The organism is Streptomyces sp. NEAU-W12, assembly GCF_026242095.1.
GTDB lineage: Bacteria > Actinomycetota > Actinomycetes > Streptomycetales > Streptomycetaceae > Streptomyces.
On sequence record NZ_JAPJDM010000010.1, the window covers coordinates 218,356 to 234,340 of the forward strand.

Here is a 15,985-nt window from a genome sequence, read left to right on the forward strand (position 1 = left end):
TGCCGTGTCGTCATGATGACCGGGTGTCGCAGCCCTTGCCCTCTCCTCTTCACACCAACTCCCTTGCTGCCCAAAGGCTTTCGGTCGCCATCGTGGGTGCCGGTCCGACCGGGCTCGTCGTGGAGTGCTCCTTCACGGCGTGCTGCGACGGGGCCCGCGGGGCGACGCGGGCCCCGTCGCGGCCCGCCGGAGCGGGCGCGTGTGGCGCGGCACGACTACGGCATCGGCCGGCCGGCGCTGCTCGCCGAGGCGCCGGTGACGGCCTGGTCTTCGGCTGCCCCCCGGACGGGTTCGCCGGCCAGAGGCCGCGCGGCCCCGAGGCGACCCGCTCCTTCCTCCAGTGCCCGCCGGGCTCCGACCCCGCAGACTGGCCGCACGAGCGGGTCCGGACGGAGATCCGGCGGCGGCCCGGTGCGGCCGGCGCACCCCCTCCGGTCGAGGGGCGGCTGATCGAGAAGCGCGTGCTGGGCATGCACGACTACGGCACCGAGCCGATGGCGTCCGGGCGCCTCCTCCCCTCCGGGGACGCGGCGCGTCCGGTCGCGCCGATCGCCGCCAAGGGCATGGTCCTCGCCCTGCACGACGTCTTCCTGCTCGGTGACGCGCCGGCCGCCCGCTTCACGACCGGCGACGACAGCTGACTGACCGGCCACTCGCAAGCATGCCTGCGGTGCGTGTGGGACCACCAGGAGTTCTCGCAGCGGCTCTCCGAGCTCTGCCACGGCACCGCGGCGGGCGAACCGTTCCGCGCGGGCACCACCCTGGCCCGGCTGCGACGTCCGTTCACGTCCCGCGCCGCGGCCGCCTCCTTCGCCGGGCAGTGTCCGGGCACGGCCGCCGCGTACCGACCGGGCGAGCGCCGGGCGCCTCTCCGGCTGCCTCAGTCGTGCGGGGGCCGGTCGTTCAGCCGGTGGTCGGCGACGTTCAGCGCCTCGTCCACCAGCCGCCGCAGATGTCCGTCGCGCAGTGAGTAGATCACCCTGCGGCCCTCCTTGCGCGTGTCCACGAGTCCCGCGAGGCGCAGCCGCGCCAGATGCTGGCTGACCGCGGGCCGCGCCGCCCCGCACACCTGCGTGAGCGTGCCGACGTCGGCCTCACCCCCGGTCAGCGCGTGCAGCAGGGTCAGCCGGGTGCGGTCGCCGAGCAGGGCCAGGAGTTCCGCGGCGAGCGCGAACTGTTCGTCGCCGGGCGTGCGTGGGTGCGCATCGTGCGCAGGTGACAGGTGCATGCGTGCGCTCATACGCACATAATGGCCCCGTGGGCGACAGCCCGTCCACCTCGCGCACCGGAAGGGGACCCACGTGAGCGACCGGCAAGAGCCCGACCAGGACCACGAGCCCGGGCACCGGCACGGCCCCAGCCCCAGCCATGAGCAGCCGCACGGGCTCCACCACCACGAGCGCGACCGTCACGGCCACGGGCGCCCCGGCGCGCCTTCCCGCCGCCACGGCCGCCTCCGGCTCGGCCACCGCCTCCGCCACCTGCTCACCCCGCACTCCCATGAGACCGCGGACAAGGTCGACTCCGCCCTCGAGTCCTCGGCCCGCGGCCTGCGGGCGCTGTGGGTCTCACTGGCGGTGCTCGGTGCGACGGCACTGGCGCAGGCGGTCGTGGTGGCCGTCTCGGGCTCGGTCGCACTGCTCGGCGACACGGTCCACAACGCCGCTGACGCCCTGACCGCCGTACCGCTCGGAATCGCCTTCGTGCTGGGCCGGCGGGCCGCCACCCGTCGCTTCACCTACGGGTACGGCCGGGCCGAGGACCTGGCGGGCATCGTGATCGTGCTGACGATCGCGGCCTCCGCGGCCTTCGCGGGCTGGACGGCGGTGGACCGCCTCCTCGACCCGCGGCCGATGAACCACGTCCCGGCGGTCGCCGTCGCCGCTCTCGTCGGCTTCGCGGGCAACGAGTGGGTGGCCCGCTACCGCATCCGGGTCGGCCGGGCCATCGGCTCGGCCGCGCTGGTCGCCGACGGGCTGCACGCCCGGACGGACGGGTTCACCTCGCTCGCCGTCCTGCTGGGCGCCGGCGGGGCGGCCCTGGGGTGGCAGCTCGCGGACCCGGTCGTGGGGCTGGCGATCACGGCGGCGATCGTCCTGGTGCTGCGGGACGCGGCGCGGGAGGTGTTCGGGCGGATGATGGACGCCGTCGACCCGGCTCTCGTGGACCGGGCCGAGCAGGCGCTGGGCGAGGTCCCCGGTGTGCGCGCGGTGGGGGAGCTGCGGCTGCGCTGGATCGGTCACCGGCTGCGGGCCGAGGTGGCGGTCGTGGTGGACGGCGGGGCGACCGTGCGGGAGGCCCACCGCGTCGCGGTCGACGCCGAGCACGCCCTGCTGCACGCGGTACCCCGGCTGACCGCGGCCCTGGTCCACGCCGATCCGGAGCCCGCCCCGGGTGAGCAGGACCCGCATCTGCCCCTGGCCCACCACGCGGCGGCATGACCGGGGCGGTCGGCGTGACCCGACCGGTGCGGGCGCCGGGCCGGCCCCGGTCTCCGTGAGCGGCCGGGGCTCAGGCCACGCCCAGCCCTTCCAGCACGACCGCGCCGGGCAGCTCGGCGAAGGCCTTGCCCGGCACCAGGAGCTTGCCCTGCCGGCGCCCGCTGCCGACGAGCACGTACGGCAGGTCGACGACGGCCGCGTCCACGAGCACCGGCCAGTCGGCGGGGAGTCCGATCGGGGTGATGCCGCCGTGCTCCATGCCGCTCTCCCCCGTCGCCGTGTCCATCGGGGCGAACGAGGCCTTGCGGGCGCCGAGCCGGCGGCGCACGACGCCGTTGACGTCGGCCCGGGTCGTGGAGGGGACGACGCAGGCGGCGAGGGTGGTCCCGCCGCCCCGTTTGCCCGCCACGACCACGCAGTTCGCCGAGCGCTCGAGCAGGTCTTGGCCGTAGTGCTCGACGAAGACCGCGGTGTCGGCCCAGCGGGGGTCCGTGTCGACGTAGAGGATCTGCTCGGCGGGGACGCTGCCGCTCCAGGCGCGGACGGCCGCGGCGACCGGCGCGGTGAGCCGGTCGAGGCATTCGGGGGCGGGGGTGGCGTGGTCGAAGGTTCCGATGGGCGCGCGCATGGCGGCACCGTAACAGCCGTGCGGCGGTCGTCGGCGTGGTGTCCCGGCGGCCGCCGGCAGCGCCGGGGCGGGGCCCCGCGCTCGCCCGGCAGGAGCCGCCCCTCCCGCGTCCTCGGGGGTGAGGACCTCAGCTCCCGGGTTCCAGCTCGGCGAGCCGGGCCACGTCCTCCTCGTCCAGCGCCGACAGCGCCCGCAGCTGCTCCGGCGTGACGCCCTCCGGGATCGGCACCGGCGCCGGCGTGCGCAGCGGCGGCTGCCAGCCCTCGCCGGGAGTCCAACGGCGTACCACCCGGGCCGGGGCGCCCGCGACCACGGCGTGGTCGGGAACCGTGCCGCGCACCACCGCGCCCGCGGCCACCACCACGTTCCGCCCGATCCGCGCGCCGGGGAGGATCACCGCCCCGGTGCCGATCCAGCAGCCGGGGCCGATCTCCACCGGGTCCATCCGCGGCCACTGCTTGCCGATGGGCTCGTGCGGATCGTCGTAGGAGTGGTTGGTGGACGTGATGTAGACGTACGGCCCGAAGTAGCAGTCGCTGCCGATGGTGACGGTGGTGTCGGCGATGACATGGCTGCCGCGGCCGAGGACGACGCCGTCCCCGAGACGCAGGATCGGGTCGGGTCCCAGCTCCAGGCCGGGCATCAGCCCGGCGGTCAGTGTGACCTGTTCGCCGATGACGCAGTGCGCGCCGAGCTGGATCCAGGGTTCGCCGAAGACGGTGCCGAGCGGGAAGGCGAGCCTGGTACCTGTTCCCATCGCGCCGAAGCGGAGGCGGCCGGGGTGTTCGGCGGTCACCGAGCCCGTGCGCTGCACCCAGGCCCAGCCCGCGTGGACCGCGCGCTGCGCGAGGCGACGCGGCCAGGACGAGAACGTGTTCCTGCTTTTCGGCACCCGCTCACCGTAGTCGCCGGGCGTGACCCCCATCCGCTGTACACCCTGTGATCTTCGCCCCACGCCTCTGGCGTACGGTGCCTGTCATCACCCGACCAGGAGGAGAGGCGACGATGACGCACAAGGCGCTGATCACCGGCATCGGCGGCAGGGAGCCCCGGCTGGACCCGACCGCCTTCGTGGCACCCACGGCCACGGTGGTCGGGGACGTGACGCTGGGGGCGGGTGCGAGCGTCTGGTACGGCGCGGTCCTGCGCGGCGACGTGGAGGCGATCGCGGTCGGCGCGAGCAGCAACGTCCAGGACAACTGCACGCTGCACGCCGACCCCGGCTTCCCCGTCACGGTCGGCGAACGCGTCTCCGTCGGGCACAACGCCGTGGTGCACGGGGCGACGGTCGGGGACGACTGCCTGATCGGCATGGGGGCCACGGTGCTCAACGGCGCGGTGATCGGCGCCGGTTCCCTGGTGGCCGCGCAGGCGCTGGTGCCGCAGGGCATGGAGGTGCCGCCGGGCTCGCTGGTCGCGGGGGTCCCGGCGAAGGTCCGGCGGGAGCTGACACAGGAGGAGCGCGCGGGGCTGACGCTCAACGGGACGGTGTACACGGATCTGGCGAAGGCGCACCGCGACGTGCACGGTGCGCCGTAGGGCCTGCCCGCACCGGCCGTGGATGACGGCGCTCAGGCGTTCCAGCTCCACTCGGCGACCTCGGGCAGGTCGGTGCCGTGCGCCCGGATCCAGTCGTGGTGCCGGGTGCGGGCGTCGGCCATCCGCTGGCGTACGGCGGCGGCGCGGACCGCGAGACCCGGGACGCGGTCGATGACGTCCATGACCAGCCGGTAGCGGTCAAGGTCGTTGCGGACCACCATGTCGAACGGCGTGGTGGTCGTCCCGGACTCCTTGTAGCCGCGGACGTGCAGGTGCTCGTGTCCGGTGCGCCGGTAGGCGAGGCGATGGATCAGCCACGGGTAGCCGTGGTAGGCGAAGATGACCGGCCTGTCGGTGGTGAACAGGCCGTCGTACTCGAAGTCGGTCATGCCGTGCGGGTGTTCCCCGTGGGGCAGCAGCCGGGTGAGGTCGACGACGTTGACGACGCGGACCGCCAGGTCCGGCAGGTGACGGCGCAGCAGCTGTGCCGCGGCCAGCACCTCCTGGGTGGGTACGTCCCCGGCACAGCCCAGCACCACGTCGGGCGTGCCGCCGTTCTCGGTGCCGGCCCAGTCCCAGACTCCGGCGCCGCGTGCGCAGTGGACGCGGGCCGCGTCCATGGACAGCCAGTCGAAGCACGGCTGCTTGCCGGCCACCACGACGTTGACGTAGTCACGACTGCGCAGCGCGTGGTCCGCGACCGACAGCAGGGTGTTGGCGTCCGGCGGCAGGTAGACCCGGACGACCTCGGGGCTCTTGTTGAGCACGTGGTCGACGAAGCCGGGGTCCTGGTGGGAGAAGCCGTTGTGGTCCTGGCGCCACACGTGCGAGGTGAGCAGGTAGTTGAGGGAGGCGATGGGGGCGCGCCAGGGCAGCTCGCGGGAGGTCCTCAGCCACTTGATGTGCTGGTTGACCATCGAGTCGACGATGTGCACGAACGCCTCGTAGCTGGAGAACAGGCCGTGCCGTCCGGTGAGCAGGTAACCCTCGAGCCAGCCCTGGCAGAGGTGTTCGGAGAGGATCTCCATCACGCGGCCGTGCGGGTCGAGGTGTTCGTCGACGTCGAGGGTGCCGGTCTGCCAGGCCTTGCCGCTGACGTCGTAGACGGCCTGCAGTCGGTTGGACGCCGTCTCGTCGGGGCCGACGAGACGGAAGTCCCGCCGGCCGGCGGTGTCCTTCATGACCTGCCTCAGGAGGTCGCCGAGGACGCGGGTGGGTTCGTGGAGGGTGGTGCCGGGCTTGTCCACGGGGACGGCGAAGTCGTCGAGGTCCGGCACCGGCAGGTCGCGGACGAGCAGCCCGCCGTTGGCGTGCGGGGTGGACCCGAGCCGGCGGGCCCCCTCGGGGACGCAGGCGAGGACGTCCGCGACGGGCCGGCCCTCGGCGTCGAACAGTTCCTCGGGCCGGTACGACCGCAGCCAGGCCTCCAACTGGTGCAGGTGCTCCGGATTCTCCCGGACCGCCGACAGCGGCACCTGGTGGGAGCGCCAGGTGTTCTCCACGGGGAGGCCGTCCACCTCGGCAGGGCCGGTCCACCCCTTCGGCGTGCGCAGCACGATCACCGGCCAGGAGACCCGCTCGGTCGCGCCGTCCTCGCGGGCGGCGCGCTGCGCCGCCGCGATGCGGTCCAGGGCGGTGTCCAGGGCCTGGGCCATCGCCCGGTGGACGAGGGCGGGGTCGTCGCCGGCGACGTGGATCGGCTCGTGGCCGTAGCCGCGCAGCAGCGCGTCGAGTTCGGCCTCGGGGATGCGGGACAGCACGGTCGGATTGGCGATCTTGTAGCCGTTGAGGTGCAGGATCGGCAGGACGGCGCCGTCGTGGACCGGGTCGAGGAACTTGTTGGAGTGCCAGGACGCGGCCAGCGGCCCGGTCTCCGCCTCGCCGTCGCCGATCACGCAGGCGACCAGCAGGCCCGGGTTGTCGAATGCGGCGCCGTAGGCGTGGGCGAGGCAGTAGCCGAGTTCGCCGCCCTCGTGGATCGAGCCGGGGACCTCCGGGGCGACGTGGCTGGGGACGCCGCCGGGGAAGGAGAACTGCCGGAAGAGCCGTGCCATGCCCGGGGCGTCACGGCCGACGTCCGGGTACTTCTCGCTGTAACTGCCCTCCAGCCAGGAGTTGGCCAGCACCGAGGGTCCGCCGTGGCCCGGCCCCCAGACGCACAGCGCGTCCAGCCCGCGTGCGCCGATGACCCGGTTCAGGTGGGTGTACACCAGGTTCAGTCCGGGTGAGGTGCCCCAGTGCCCGAGCAGCCTCGGCTTGATGTGCTCGGCCTTGAGGGGCTCGGTGAGCAACGGGTTCGCCAGCAGGTAGATCTGGCCCGCCGCCAGGTAGTTGGCGGCGCGCCAGTGGGCGTCCAGCGTGCGCAGCTCCTCGTCGGTCGGTGCGGTCCGGGTGTCCTGGTCCTCGGGCATGGCTGGCTCCGTGGGTGATCGACGCGGTGATCGGGGCATCAGGGGTGGGGTCGGGGCGGGGAGTACCAGTTTCCGCCCGCCTCATGCCCCGGTCGGCCGGACACGGGCATGTGGCGCAATCCGAGCGGGGCGCTCCCGGATCCGTCCCGTGCCCTTCCTCCGGAGGACCGGTTCAGTCGTGCGCGACGACCGCGACCGGTGCCGCGGAGTGGTGCAGGACGGCGTGGGTGATCGACCCGATGCGGATACCGAAGGGATTGCGGCGGACGCGCCGCCCGACCACGACGAGCGAGGCCTCCCGTGACGCGTCGATGAGCCGGATGGACGGGCTGCCGCCGAAGGACTCCTCCACGACGTCGACGTCCTCGAACTCCGCTCTCCAGGGGCGGAGCACCTTCGCGAGCGTCGCGGTCCGTTCCTCGGCGATCGCCCGGTAGACGTCCGGGTCGGCCGGCAGTCCGTGGACGTAGTACGGCGGCAGGTTCCAGCCGTGCAGGACGCGCAGTCCGGTGCCCCGCCGGGCGGCCTCGGCGAACGCGAAGCGGATCACCGCGTCGTCGGGCCGGTCGGCGTCCACGCCGAGCAGGACCGGCCGGTAGCGGGTCGCGGCGGACGGGATGCCCGTGGGATCCGGCTCGTGCTCGTCGGCGGCCTGCTCCCCGGCACGGACCAGGACGACGGGCCGCTCGGTACGGGCCACGACGGCGAGACCCACGGAGCCGACCAGGAATCCGGCGAAGCCGCTCATCCCGCGGGAGCCCAGCACGAGCAGCTCGGCGTCCTCGGCGGCCTTGACCAGCACCTCGTGGGGCCGGCCGGCGACCTGTTCCGTGGTGACCTCGACCCCGGGGTGCCGCAGCCGCAGCCCGGTCGCGGCCTCACCCGGCGTGGTCCCCCAGCCGTCGGCCGGGAGTGCCTCCGCCCCGCCGTCCCCCTTCTCCTGCCGGCCGGTCTGTGCGCCGGAGAACGGCGCCTGGGCGACGGGCTCCGGAAGGGGCTCCCGGACCTCGACCAGCCGGAGCGGCAGACCCCGCACCTTCGCCTCGCGGGCCGCCCACTCGGCGGCGGCCCGGCTCTCCGCGGAACCGTCGAAACCGATGGTGATGGTGCGGGGCATGACGTGTACCTCCTGTTGTCGGACCTGCTGGCCGGAACGGACCGGTATCGCTGTCGCCGAGATCACCTCCAGTATCAGTGGGCCGGCCGGCCGGCCGGCAGGGGCCACAGGTCCCCACGGGGGCCGAAGGTCCCGCCCCGGGGTACCGGCGCCGCCTCCCGGTGCCCGGCCGAGGGTCCCGCCCCGGTCCGGGGACACCGCCCCGACGGGGCCGGATGCCTTCGATCGGGGCCGTACGGCCCATGGCACCGGCGGCGGTTCCGCAGGAGGCTGAATTGCATCGGAATCACCCGCAGACCGCACCGACAGCCCGCCCCACCCCGTATCCCGCAAGGGAGGCCGCGATGTTCGCTCCCTCGTCCCCCGGCATGCCGCGTGCCCTGCCCGTCGAGCATCGGGCGAAGCTCCTGGAGACCGCCCGCGAGGTGTCCTTCCCGCAAGGGACCCGGCTGTTCGAGGAGGGTGGACGCGCGGACCGTTTCTGGGTCATCCGTACCGGCACCGTCGAGCTCGACATGCATGTCCCCGGCCGTCGGGCCGCCGTCATCGAGCGTCTCGGGCACAACGAACTCGTCGGCTGGTCCTGGCTGTACAGCCCGCACGTCTGGCATCTGGGCGCAGAGGCGGCCACCCCGGTACGGGCCTACGAGTTCGACGCCGCGGCCGTCCGCGCGATGGGAGAGGACGAGCCCGCCTTCGGGCGGGCCCTCGCCCTGTGGGTGGGCCGTGTGGTCGCCCACCGGCTGCACTCCGCCCGGGTCCGGCTGCTGGACCTGTACGGCCCTTACGGGGCGGGCAGCGGCGTCTGAACCGGACACCGGGGCCCGCGGCGGTGCGGCAGGCCACCGCCGGCAGGTGTCAGCCGCCCGGGCGCAGGGTCCAGACGACCGTCATCTCGCCGGTCACCGCACCGTCCTCGCGCCGGATCTCGATCGACACCGGGAACTCGGGGCGCCGGCCCTCGTCCAGCTCGGCCACCACTTCGGCGGGCGGCCGGCCCAGGGTCGCGGTGGCGGTGACGGGGCCCATCGCCAGCTTCCGGTAGGCGATCTCGGCGCGGACCGCGAGGGGCACCGCCCGCGCCAGCTGCTCCCCGAACGCGGCGAGCACGATGGCACCGCTCGCCGACTCCCCCAGGGTGAACATCGCGCCGGCGTGCGGGCCGCCCACGTGGTTGTGGTAGTCGCTCTGGTCCGGCAGGGACACCACGGCCCGTTCCGAAGTGGTCTCCAGGAACTGGAGGTCGAGGGTGCGGGCCATGGGCACCGTGGCGGCGAGCATCTCGCCGATGGTCGTCCGGTCGTCGCTCATGACCACACGTTACTCACGGGTAGGAGCGGCCGGCCAGGCCTCGGGACCGGCGGCCGGTCGTGCGGCGGCCTCCCTCGCGCGGCTTCCCCGGCCCGCGTGGCCGGGCCCGGACCAGCAAGGACCGCGGGGGATGCGCGAGCGCACCGGTGTCCCGACGACGTGCGGCCGCTCGGGGTTGCCTCCGGATCACTTCCGGCTCCTGGTTGCTACGTCCCTGTCAACGGGCAGTGACCGAATCGTGTCACTGGCCGGGCTAGGGTGACTCACCATGTGGCCAGGAAACCAGCCGCCCGGGGGCGAGCAGAACCCGCAGTCGAGCAATCCGTACCAGCAGCCGGGGTACCAACAGCCGAATCCGTACCAGCAGCCCGGCGCCCAGCAGCCGAACCCTTACGCGCAGCCGCAGCCGCAGCCGCAGCAGTGGGGGACGCCGGCCACCGTGGGCATGCCCCAGCCGCCGCAGGGCGGGGGCGGTGGGAAGCAGACGAAGATCGTGGCCGCCGTGGCCGCGGCGGCCGTGGTCGTGACCGCCGGTGTCACCGGCTTCCTGGTGCTGGGCGGCGACAAGGACGACACCGCCGACAAGAGGGACGCGAAGCCGTCCGTGAGCGCGTCCGAGAAGCCCTCCACGGAGCCGAGCTCCTCCGCCTCCGGCTCCGACGACAACCCGCGGGGCGGGGACGCCGAGAAGGCGACGGTTCCGGGCTGGCAGGTCGTCACGAACACGCGCTTCGGCACCAAGTTCGACGTCCCCGCCGACTGGGAGATCGAGGATCCCGGCACCAGCGTGGGCTTCGAATGGGAGGAGAAGGACGGGGAGCTGGACCGCACCACCGTCACCGCCCCCGCCTATCTGAAGTCCAAGTGGTGCACGAGCGACGACGACAAGGACGGCCGCGAGGACGACACCGCCCTCGTGACCGCCGGCACCCGTGGCGAGAACGGCGCCAAGACCTCGGACCAGGCCGCGGAGACCCGTGTGCCGTGGTGGATCTACGGCGGCTACACGCAGCCCGACAAGAAGAGCGTGAAGTCCGGGAAGCCGAAGGCGTACACGACCGCCTCGGGCATCAAGGGCAGTGTCGTCACGGCGCACTCGGAGAACACGCCCCAGAACGGCACGTGCGACAGCGAGGGCAAGGCGATCACCTTCGGGTTCAAGAACGGTGCCGGGGACTTCGTCACCTGGAACCTGTACGGCGCCAAGGGCGTCGAGGACGAGATCCCGGAGGAGACCGTGCAGAAGATCCTCAGCACGGTACGCCTCACCGAGGAGGCACCGACCGAGTCGTAGCGGGCAGGTGGGCCGAGGGCTCCTCCGGCCGTTTCCCGCCCTCGGGGCGACGGGAAACGGCCGGAGGAGCCCTCGGCGCGTGGGGCGGCGCATTTGGCAAGTCGGCCCCGCTCCGGCGATAGTCACGGGGTGCCGACCACCGCCTCCTCCTCCCGGCGTCCTGCCTGGGCGGGCCGCAACTACACGCTGCTGACCGCGTCCGCCGTGGTGACGAGCCTGGGCAGTCACGGTGCGCTGATCGCCTCCGCGTTCGCGGTGCTGGGCGCGGGCGGGGACGGCGGCGACGTGGGCCTGGTGGCCGCCGCCCGCACCCTGCCGCTGGTGCTGTTCCTGCTGATCGGCGGCGCCGTCGCGGACCGGCTGCCGCGCCACCGTGTGATGGTCGCGGCCAATGTCCTCAACTGTGTCTCGCAGGCCGCGTTCGCGGCGCTGGTCCTGGCGGGCGAGGCCCAGATGTGGCAGATGATGCTGCTCAGCGCACTCGGAGGAGTCGGCCAGGCGTTCTTCGGGCCGGCCGCCGAGGGCATGCTGCTCTCCTCCGTCGAGGGCGAGCAGGCCGGCCGGGCGTTCGCGGTGTTCCGGATGGCGATGCAGGGCGCGACACTCGGCGGCGCCGCCCTCGGCGGTCTGATGATCGCGGCGATGGGACCGGGCTGGGTGCTCGCGGCGGACGCGGCGGCCTTCGCCGCCGCGGCGGCCCTGCGGGCCTTCCTCGACGTGAAGCACATACCCCCGCGCGCCCCGGGCGGCGGTCTGCTCGCCGACCTCCGGGACGGCTGGCGGGAGTTCTCCGGCCGGCCCTGGCTGTGGGGCATCGTCGTCCAGTTCTCCGTCGCCAACGCCGTGGTCGGCGCCGCCGACGCGGTCTACGGTCCGCTCGTCGCCCGGGACCATCTGGGCGGCGCGGCGCCCTGGGGTCTGGCCCTGGCCTTCTTCGGGGCCGGCACGGTGCTGGGCGCGCTGCTGATGACCCGCTGGAAACCGCGCCGCCTGCTGTTCGTCGGCACCCTGTGCGTGTTCCCGCTGGCCCTGCCGTCCGCCGCGCTGGCGGTGCCGGTACCGGTGGCGGTGCTGTGCGCGGTGATGTGCGTGACCGGTGTGACCGTCGAGGTGTTCGGGGTTTCCTGGATGACGGCGCTTCACCAGGAGATCCCGGAGGAGAAACTGTCCCGGGTGTCGGCCTACGACTGGTTCGGGTCCGTCGCCCTGGTGCCGGCCACGATGGCGCTGGCGGGACCCGCCGAGACCGCGTTCGGCCGCACGGAGGCGCTGTGGGGCTGTGCCGCGCTGGTCGTCGTGGTCACGGCGGCGGTGCTGTGCGTGCCGGACGTACGCCGCCTGCGGCGCCGGACGGTGCCTGTCACCGGGTCGGCCCCGGTCGCCGGCAAGGGGTCAGCCGATGCCGAACGCCCCGTCGGGGGGCTCGGGTGACGGTACGGCGTCCTCGTCCCGCACCGGCCGCGCCCCGCCGGTGAAGTCCCGCAGGGCCGCGCCGTGCTCGACGCGGGCCGGGAAGGCGTCGGCCGCGGTACGGCGGGCCAGGGCGACGAGGTCGAGGGGACGGTGCGCTGCGGCGAGGACGGTGTTGCCGAAACGGCGTCCGCGCAGCACTCCCGGTTCGGCGATCAGCACCAGCTCCTCGAACACCGTTCCCAGCGTGGCCAGTTGGGAGCGCAGGAAGGCGAAGGGGGCCGCGTCGGCGAGGTTGCCGAGGTAGACGCCGTCGGCCCTCAGGACGCGGGCGGCCTCACGGGCGTACGCGACGGAGGTCAGGTGCGCCGGGACGCGTGAGCCGCCGAAGACGTCGGCGACGAGGACGTCCGCGGAGGCGTCGGGAGCGCTCTCCAGCCAGGCCCGGGCGTCCGCGGCGTGCAGCGTGATGTCCGCGCCCTCGGGCAGTGGCAGCTGCCCGGCGACCAGGTCCAGCAGTTCCCCGTCGAACTCGACGACGTCCTGCCGGGAGCCGGGGCGGGTCGCGGCCAGGTAGCGGGGCAGGGTGAGCGCGCCGCCGCCGAGGTGCAGTGCGTCCAACGGGTGCCCCGGCTCGGCGAGGGTGTCCAGCACGTGCCCGAGCCGCCGGGTGTACTCGAACTCCAGATGGGCCGGCTCGTCCAGGTCGACGTAGGACTGCGGTGCCCCGTCGACCGTCAGCAGCCACGCCCGTTCCCGGTCGACGTCGGGCATCAGCTTCGCGGTGCCGTGACCGACGGGGCGGGTGACGGGTATCGGCTCGTTCATCGTCCCATTGTGCCGTCGCACGGCCGGGCGCCCGCCCCGTGCGGGTGCGGGCGCCCGGCGTGCCCCCAGGACCGGGCCGGGGCCGGGGCCCCGGCCCCGGAACTTTGGGGTCGGGACTCGGCGGGCCGCCGTCACCGTGCCGGCCCCGGCGGCCCGCCCGCCCTCACGGACGGCGGAACCGGGCCCGGGCTCCAGGGGCGTCTCGCGCCCCGGCTCCACGCTCATCGTGACCGTGTCGCCGGGCCGCGCGACCGCCGCCTCCCCGAGGCCGATGTCGCCGACGACGTCCGCGGTGCGGATGCAGAACTGCGGCCGGTAGCCGGTCGGCACCAGAGCCGCACGGCCGCCCCCGCGGGCCGGCAGTACGTACACCTGCGCCGTGAACCTCCGGTTCGGCACCACGCTGCCCGGTGCGGCCATCACATGTCCGCGTCGCACCGCGTCCCGCGTCGCACCGCGCAGCAGGAGCGCCGCGTCGTCCCCGACCGGTGCCTCCTGCATCGGCTTGCCGAACGTCTCCAGGCCGGTCACCACGGACTCCACCCCGGCACCGAGCACTTCGACGCGGTCGCCGGGACGGACCGTGCCGCGCTCCACCGCGCCGGTGAGCACGGTGTCCCGGCCGGTGAGGGTGAGCACGTTCTCCACCGGTAGCGGGAACGGCGCCTCCACGTACCGCTCGGGCAGGGGCACACAGGTGTCCACCGCGTCGAGCAGGGCCGGGACCCCGAGGAACCTGCCGGCCCTCTCCCTGGGGGCCGGCGGGCGTTCCGGGGAAGGTCGGCTTCGGACGCCGTCGACAGCAGAAGCGGCTGCGGCTGCGGGCGCTGCGAGAACTGCGGGAACTGCGGGAACACGGACGGCAGTCTTCGGGGCATCCGCGGTCGCGGATGCTGCGAGGAGGAAGGCGTGCCGGAACATGTCGTCGGTTCCGGCGACCACGGCGCCAGGCGTCGAACGGTTTTCCGCGGTACACGGGCGGGCCGTCCTGCGCGGTGGTCACGCACCGGGTGTTCCGGTCGCTGCGGCACGTATGAGACGCACGCTACGGCGTCCGGTCGCATTCGTCGGTTAGTGTCGCCGGATGCTCGATGCCACCAACCGCTCTGGGGGCACCGCTACTGCCTCTCCCCGGGCCTCCGCCGCACAGCTCACCGCCGTCGTCCCCGCGGCGGCCTCCTCGGCGGGCCTCACCGCCCGCTGCGCCAGATTCCTGCTGTCCCCCTGGTCGCGCCTGTCCCTGCTGGTCGTGCTGCTCGCCTCCGCGGCCTCGGCGATGCTGCTGCTGGAGCCGCAGAGACTGCTGACCGACGGCCTGCCGCCGCAGCTCGGCGGCGCCGCGGCGGTCGTGGCGTACGCGGTGGCCTACGGGGTGTGCACGGTGGCGTTCGTACCGCGCCCGATCCTGAACCTCGCGGCGGGCGCGCTGTTCGGCAGCCAGTGGGGGCTCGGCGCCGCGCTGGGCGGCACGGTGCTCGGTGCCGGGCTCGCGTTCTGCCTCGGGCGGGCCCTCGGCCAGGACGCGCTGCGTCCACTGCTGCGAGGACGCTGGCTGAAGGCGGCGGACAACCAGCTGAGCCGGCACGGCTTCCGCTCGATACTGGCGGCGCGGCTGTTCCCGGGGGTGCCGTTCGCCGCGTCGAACTACTGCGCCGCCGTCTCCCGGATGGGTCTGCTGCCGTTCCTGCTGGCGACGGGGCTCGGCTCGGTCCCGAACACCGCCGCCTACGTCGTCGCCGGTGCCCGCGCCTCGACACCGACGTCCCCGGCCTTCCTGATCGCGCTGGCCTGCATCACCGTGCCGGGCCTGCTGGGCGCGGTGGTGGCGTGGCGCAAGCGGCACCAGCTGCGGGCACGGTGAGACGGCGCCGGGCACCGGTCCGGCCCTGTGCCCGGCCCCTGGCGTCAAAGTCGTCATCTTGGGGCGCTACTGTTCGCACTCGGTACGCGTGATCGTCGATCACTGCCCACGGCACTTCGGCGTGCCCGTCCTCCTCTTCCGCGATCGGCACTTGGACACCACTGCCTCATGTCTTGGTTTGAATCTCTCATCCTCGGACTCGTCCAAGGGCTGACCGAGTTCCTCCCCGTCTCCTCCAGCGCGCACCTGCGGCTGACCGCGGCCTTCTCCGGCTGGGAGGACCCCGGCGCGGCGTTCACCGCGATCACCCAGATCGGTACCGAAGCCGCCGTGCTGATCTACTTCCGCAAGGACATCGCGCGGATCCTGTCGGCCTGGACCCGCTCGCTCACCAACAAGGAGCTGCGCCGGGACCCCGACGCGCGGATGGGCTGGCTCGTCATCGTCGGCTCGCTCCCGATCGGAGTTCTCGGCCTGACGCTGAAGGACCAGATCGAGGGGCCGTTCCGCGACCTGCGGCTCACCGCGGCGATGCTGATCGGCATGGGCATCGTCCTCGGTGTCGCCGACCGGCTTGCGGCGCGGGACGAGCGGGGTGGCCGGCACCGCACGCCCAAGCAGCTCAAGTCGCTCGACAACCTGACCGTCAAGGACGGCCTGATCTACGGGTTCTGCCAGGCCCTGGCGCTCATCCCGGGTGTCTCCCGCTCCGGCGCGACCATCAGCGGCGGTCTGTTCATGGGCTACAAGCGCGAGGCAGCGGCCCGTTACTCGTTCCTGCTCGCGATTCCCGCCGTGCTCGCCTCCGGTCTCTTCGAGCTGAAGGACGCCACCGAGGGCGGTCACGTCACCTGGGGCCCGACGATCTTCGCGACGGTCGTCGCCTTCGCGGTCGGCTACGCGGTGATCGCGTGGTTCATGAAGTTCATCACCACCAAGAGCTTCATGCCGTTCGTCTGGTACCGCATCGCGCTCGGTGTCGTCATCATCGTCCTGGTGGCCACGGGCGCCCTCAGCCCGCACGCGGCGGAGTCCGCGCACTGACCCGGCGTCCGCGACCCGGCCGTCCGCGGGGACGTGACCGAACCCATAGGTGACAGGTAGCCGTCCGGTAGCGCGCTGTCAGTGCGTGGCCCTAGGCTGTT

15 protein-coding genes and 1 pseudogene are annotated in these 15,985 nt (G+C 73.7%); 8 read left to right on the forward strand and 8 right to left on the reverse strand.

Annotated features, from left to right (window positions below):
* Nucleotides 1-92 precede the first annotated feature (92 nt).
* Entirely contained in the window at nucleotides 93-641 is a 549-nt protein-coding gene (locus ORI94_RS15070; RefSeq protein ID WP_266075432.1) for an FAD-dependent monooxygenase, read from the forward strand.
* A 239-nt stretch (nucleotides 642-880) separates the two neighbouring features.
* On the opposite strand, the gene ORI94_RS15075 is transcribed toward ORI94_RS15070, so the two are convergent.
* A complete protein-coding gene (locus ORI94_RS15075) occupies nucleotides 881-1,240 on the reverse strand; it encodes an ArsR/SmtB family transcription factor (RefSeq protein ID WP_266075434.1) in 360 nt (119 codons plus the stop codon).
* A gap of 61 nt (nucleotides 1,241-1,301) precedes the next feature.
* On the opposite strand from ORI94_RS15075, the gene ORI94_RS15080 reads away from it, so the two are divergent.
* Nucleotides 1,302-2,441, forward strand: a complete 1,140-nt coding sequence (locus ORI94_RS15080; protein ID WP_266075436.1) for a cation diffusion facilitator family transporter — start codon at nucleotides 1,302-1,304, stop codon at nucleotides 2,439-2,441.
* A 70-nt stretch (nucleotides 2,442-2,511) separates the two neighbouring features.
* Here ORI94_RS15080 and ORI94_RS15085 read toward each other — a convergent pair whose 3' ends face one another.
* Together ORI94_RS15085 and ORI94_RS15090 are read right to left on the reverse strand one after the other, a co-directional pair.
* On the reverse strand, nucleotides 2,512-3,069 hold the full coding sequence (locus ORI94_RS15085; RefSeq protein ID WP_266075437.1) for a YbaK/EbsC family protein: 558 nt from the start codon (nucleotides 3,067-3,069) through the stop codon (nucleotides 2,512-2,514).
* A gap of 127 nt (nucleotides 3,070-3,196) precedes the next feature.
* Nucleotides 3,197-3,961 (reverse strand): acyltransferase, encoded by a 765-nt coding sequence (locus tag ORI94_RS15090; protein ID WP_266075559.1) that lies wholly within the window; start codon nucleotides 3,959-3,961, stop codon nucleotides 3,197-3,199.
* Nucleotides 3,962-4,074: 113 nt separating this feature from the next.
* On the opposite strand from ORI94_RS15090, the gene ORI94_RS15095 reads away from it, so the two are divergent.
* Nucleotides 4,075-4,608, forward strand: coding sequence for a gamma carbonic anhydrase family protein (locus ORI94_RS15095; RefSeq protein WP_266075439.1), 534 nt, complete (start codon nucleotides 4,075-4,077; stop codon nucleotides 4,606-4,608).
* Between the two features lie 32 nt (nucleotides 4,609-4,640).
* Here ORI94_RS15095 and ORI94_RS15100 read toward each other — a convergent pair whose 3' ends face one another.
* Entirely contained in the window at nucleotides 4,641-7,019 is a 2,379-nt protein-coding gene (locus ORI94_RS15100; protein WP_266075441.1) for a phosphoketolase, read from the reverse strand.
* Nucleotides 7,020-7,191: 172 nt separating this feature from the next.
* Nucleotides 7,192-8,136 carry a universal stress protein gene (locus ORI94_RS15105; RefSeq protein WP_266075443.1) on the reverse strand — a complete coding sequence of 315 codons (945 nt, stop codon included), beginning with the start codon at nucleotides 8,134-8,136 and terminating at the stop codon, nucleotides 7,192-7,194.
* 344 nt (nucleotides 8,137-8,480) lie between these two features.
* On the opposite strand from ORI94_RS15105, the gene ORI94_RS15110 reads away from it, so the two are divergent.
* Nucleotides 8,481-8,945: a Crp/Fnr family transcriptional regulator gene (locus tag ORI94_RS15110; RefSeq protein WP_266075445.1), complete on the forward strand. Its 465-nt coding sequence runs from the start codon at nucleotides 8,481-8,483 to the stop codon at nucleotides 8,943-8,945.
* A 49-nt stretch (nucleotides 8,946-8,994) separates the two neighbouring features.
* On the opposite strand, the gene ORI94_RS15115 is transcribed toward ORI94_RS15110, so the two are convergent.
* Nucleotides 8,995-9,447 carry a DUF4442 domain-containing protein gene (locus tag ORI94_RS15115; protein WP_266075447.1) on the reverse strand — a complete coding sequence of 151 codons (453 nt, stop codon included), beginning with the start codon at nucleotides 9,445-9,447 and terminating at the stop codon, nucleotides 8,995-8,997.
* A gap of 268 nt (nucleotides 9,448-9,715) precedes the next feature.
* Between ORI94_RS15115 and ORI94_RS15120 the strand changes: the two genes are divergently transcribed.
* Nucleotides 9,716-10,741 carry a hypothetical protein gene (locus ORI94_RS15120; RefSeq protein ID WP_266075449.1) on the forward strand — a complete coding sequence of 342 codons (1,026 nt, stop codon included), beginning with the start codon at nucleotides 9,716-9,718 and terminating at the stop codon, nucleotides 10,739-10,741.
* Between the two features lie 129 nt (nucleotides 10,742-10,870).
* The gene (locus tag ORI94_RS15125) at nucleotides 10,871-12,172 is read left to right on the forward strand and encodes an MFS transporter (protein WP_266075451.1); all 1,302 of its coding nucleotides are present in this window, start codon (nucleotides 10,871-10,873) and stop codon (nucleotides 12,170-12,172) included.
* Here ORI94_RS15125 and ORI94_RS15130 read toward each other — a convergent pair.
* Complete coding sequence (locus ORI94_RS15130; RefSeq protein WP_416237828.1) at nucleotides 12,134-13,399, reverse strand: fused MFS/spermidine synthase; 1,266 nt, start codon at nucleotides 13,397-13,399, stop codon at nucleotides 12,134-12,136. The genes ORI94_RS15125 and ORI94_RS15130 overlap by 39 nt on opposite strands.
* A 9-nt stretch (nucleotides 13,400-13,408) precedes the next feature.
* A pseudogene (locus ORI94_RS35530) lies at nucleotides 13,409-13,900 on the reverse strand (EF-Tu/IF-2/RF-3 family GTPase); the annotation flags it as partial.
* Nucleotides 13,901-14,063: 163 nt separating this feature from the next.
* Between ORI94_RS35530 and ORI94_RS15140 the strand changes: the two are divergent.
* A complete protein-coding gene (locus tag ORI94_RS15140; RefSeq protein WP_266075453.1) occupies nucleotides 14,064-14,840 on the forward strand; it encodes a TVP38/TMEM64 family protein in 777 nt (258 codons plus the stop codon).
* Nucleotides 14,841-15,008: 168 nt separating this feature from the next.
* Nucleotides 15,009-15,884 carry an undecaprenyl-diphosphate phosphatase gene (locus tag ORI94_RS15145; RefSeq protein ID WP_266075455.1) on the forward strand — a complete coding sequence of 292 codons (876 nt, stop codon included), beginning with the start codon at nucleotides 15,009-15,011 and terminating at the stop codon, nucleotides 15,882-15,884.
* Nucleotides 15,885-15,985: the final 101 nt, after the last annotated feature.

Excerpts from the sequence above, each read along its gene's own strand:
- ORI94_RS15110 (WP_266075445.1), top strand. The coding sequence starts at position 8,481 with ATGTTCGCTCCCTCGTCCCCCGGCATGCCGCGTGCCCTGCCCGTCGAG.
- ORI94_RS15085 (WP_266075437.1), bottom strand. The coding sequence starts at position 3,069 with ATGCGCGCGCCCATCGGAACCTTCGACCACGCCACCCCCGCCCCCGAA.
- ORI94_RS15140 (WP_266075453.1), top strand. The coding sequence starts at position 14,064 with ATGCTCGATGCCACCAACCGCTCTGGGGGCACCGCTACTGCCTCTCCC.
- ORI94_RS15145 (WP_266075455.1), top strand. The coding sequence starts at position 15,009 with ATGTCTTGGTTTGAATCTCTCATCCTCGGACTCGTCCAAGGGCTGACC.
- ORI94_RS15120 (WP_266075449.1), top strand. The coding sequence starts at position 9,716 with ATGTGGCCAGGAAACCAGCCGCCCGGGGGCGAGCAGAACCCGCAGTCG.
- ORI94_RS15105 (WP_266075443.1), bottom strand. The coding sequence starts at position 8,136 with ATGCCCCGCACCATCACCATCGGTTTCGACGGTTCCGCGGAGAGCCGG.
- ORI94_RS15100 (WP_266075441.1), bottom strand. The coding sequence starts at position 7,019 with ATGCCCGAGGACCAGGACACCCGGACCGCACCGACCGACGAGGAGCTG.
- ORI94_RS15130 (WP_416237828.1), bottom strand. The coding sequence starts at position 13,399 with ATGGCCGCACCGGGCAGCGTGGTGCCGAACCGGAGGTTCACGGCGCAG.
- ORI94_RS15095 (WP_266075439.1), top strand. The coding sequence starts at position 4,075 with ATGACGCACAAGGCGCTGATCACCGGCATCGGCGGCAGGGAGCCCCGG.
- ORI94_RS15075 (WP_266075434.1), bottom strand. The coding sequence starts at position 1,240 with ATGAGCGCACGCATGCACCTGTCACCTGCGCACGATGCGCACCCACGC.
- ORI94_RS15115 (WP_266075447.1), bottom strand. The coding sequence starts at position 9,447 with ATGAGCGACGACCGGACGACCATCGGCGAGATGCTCGCCGCCACGGTG.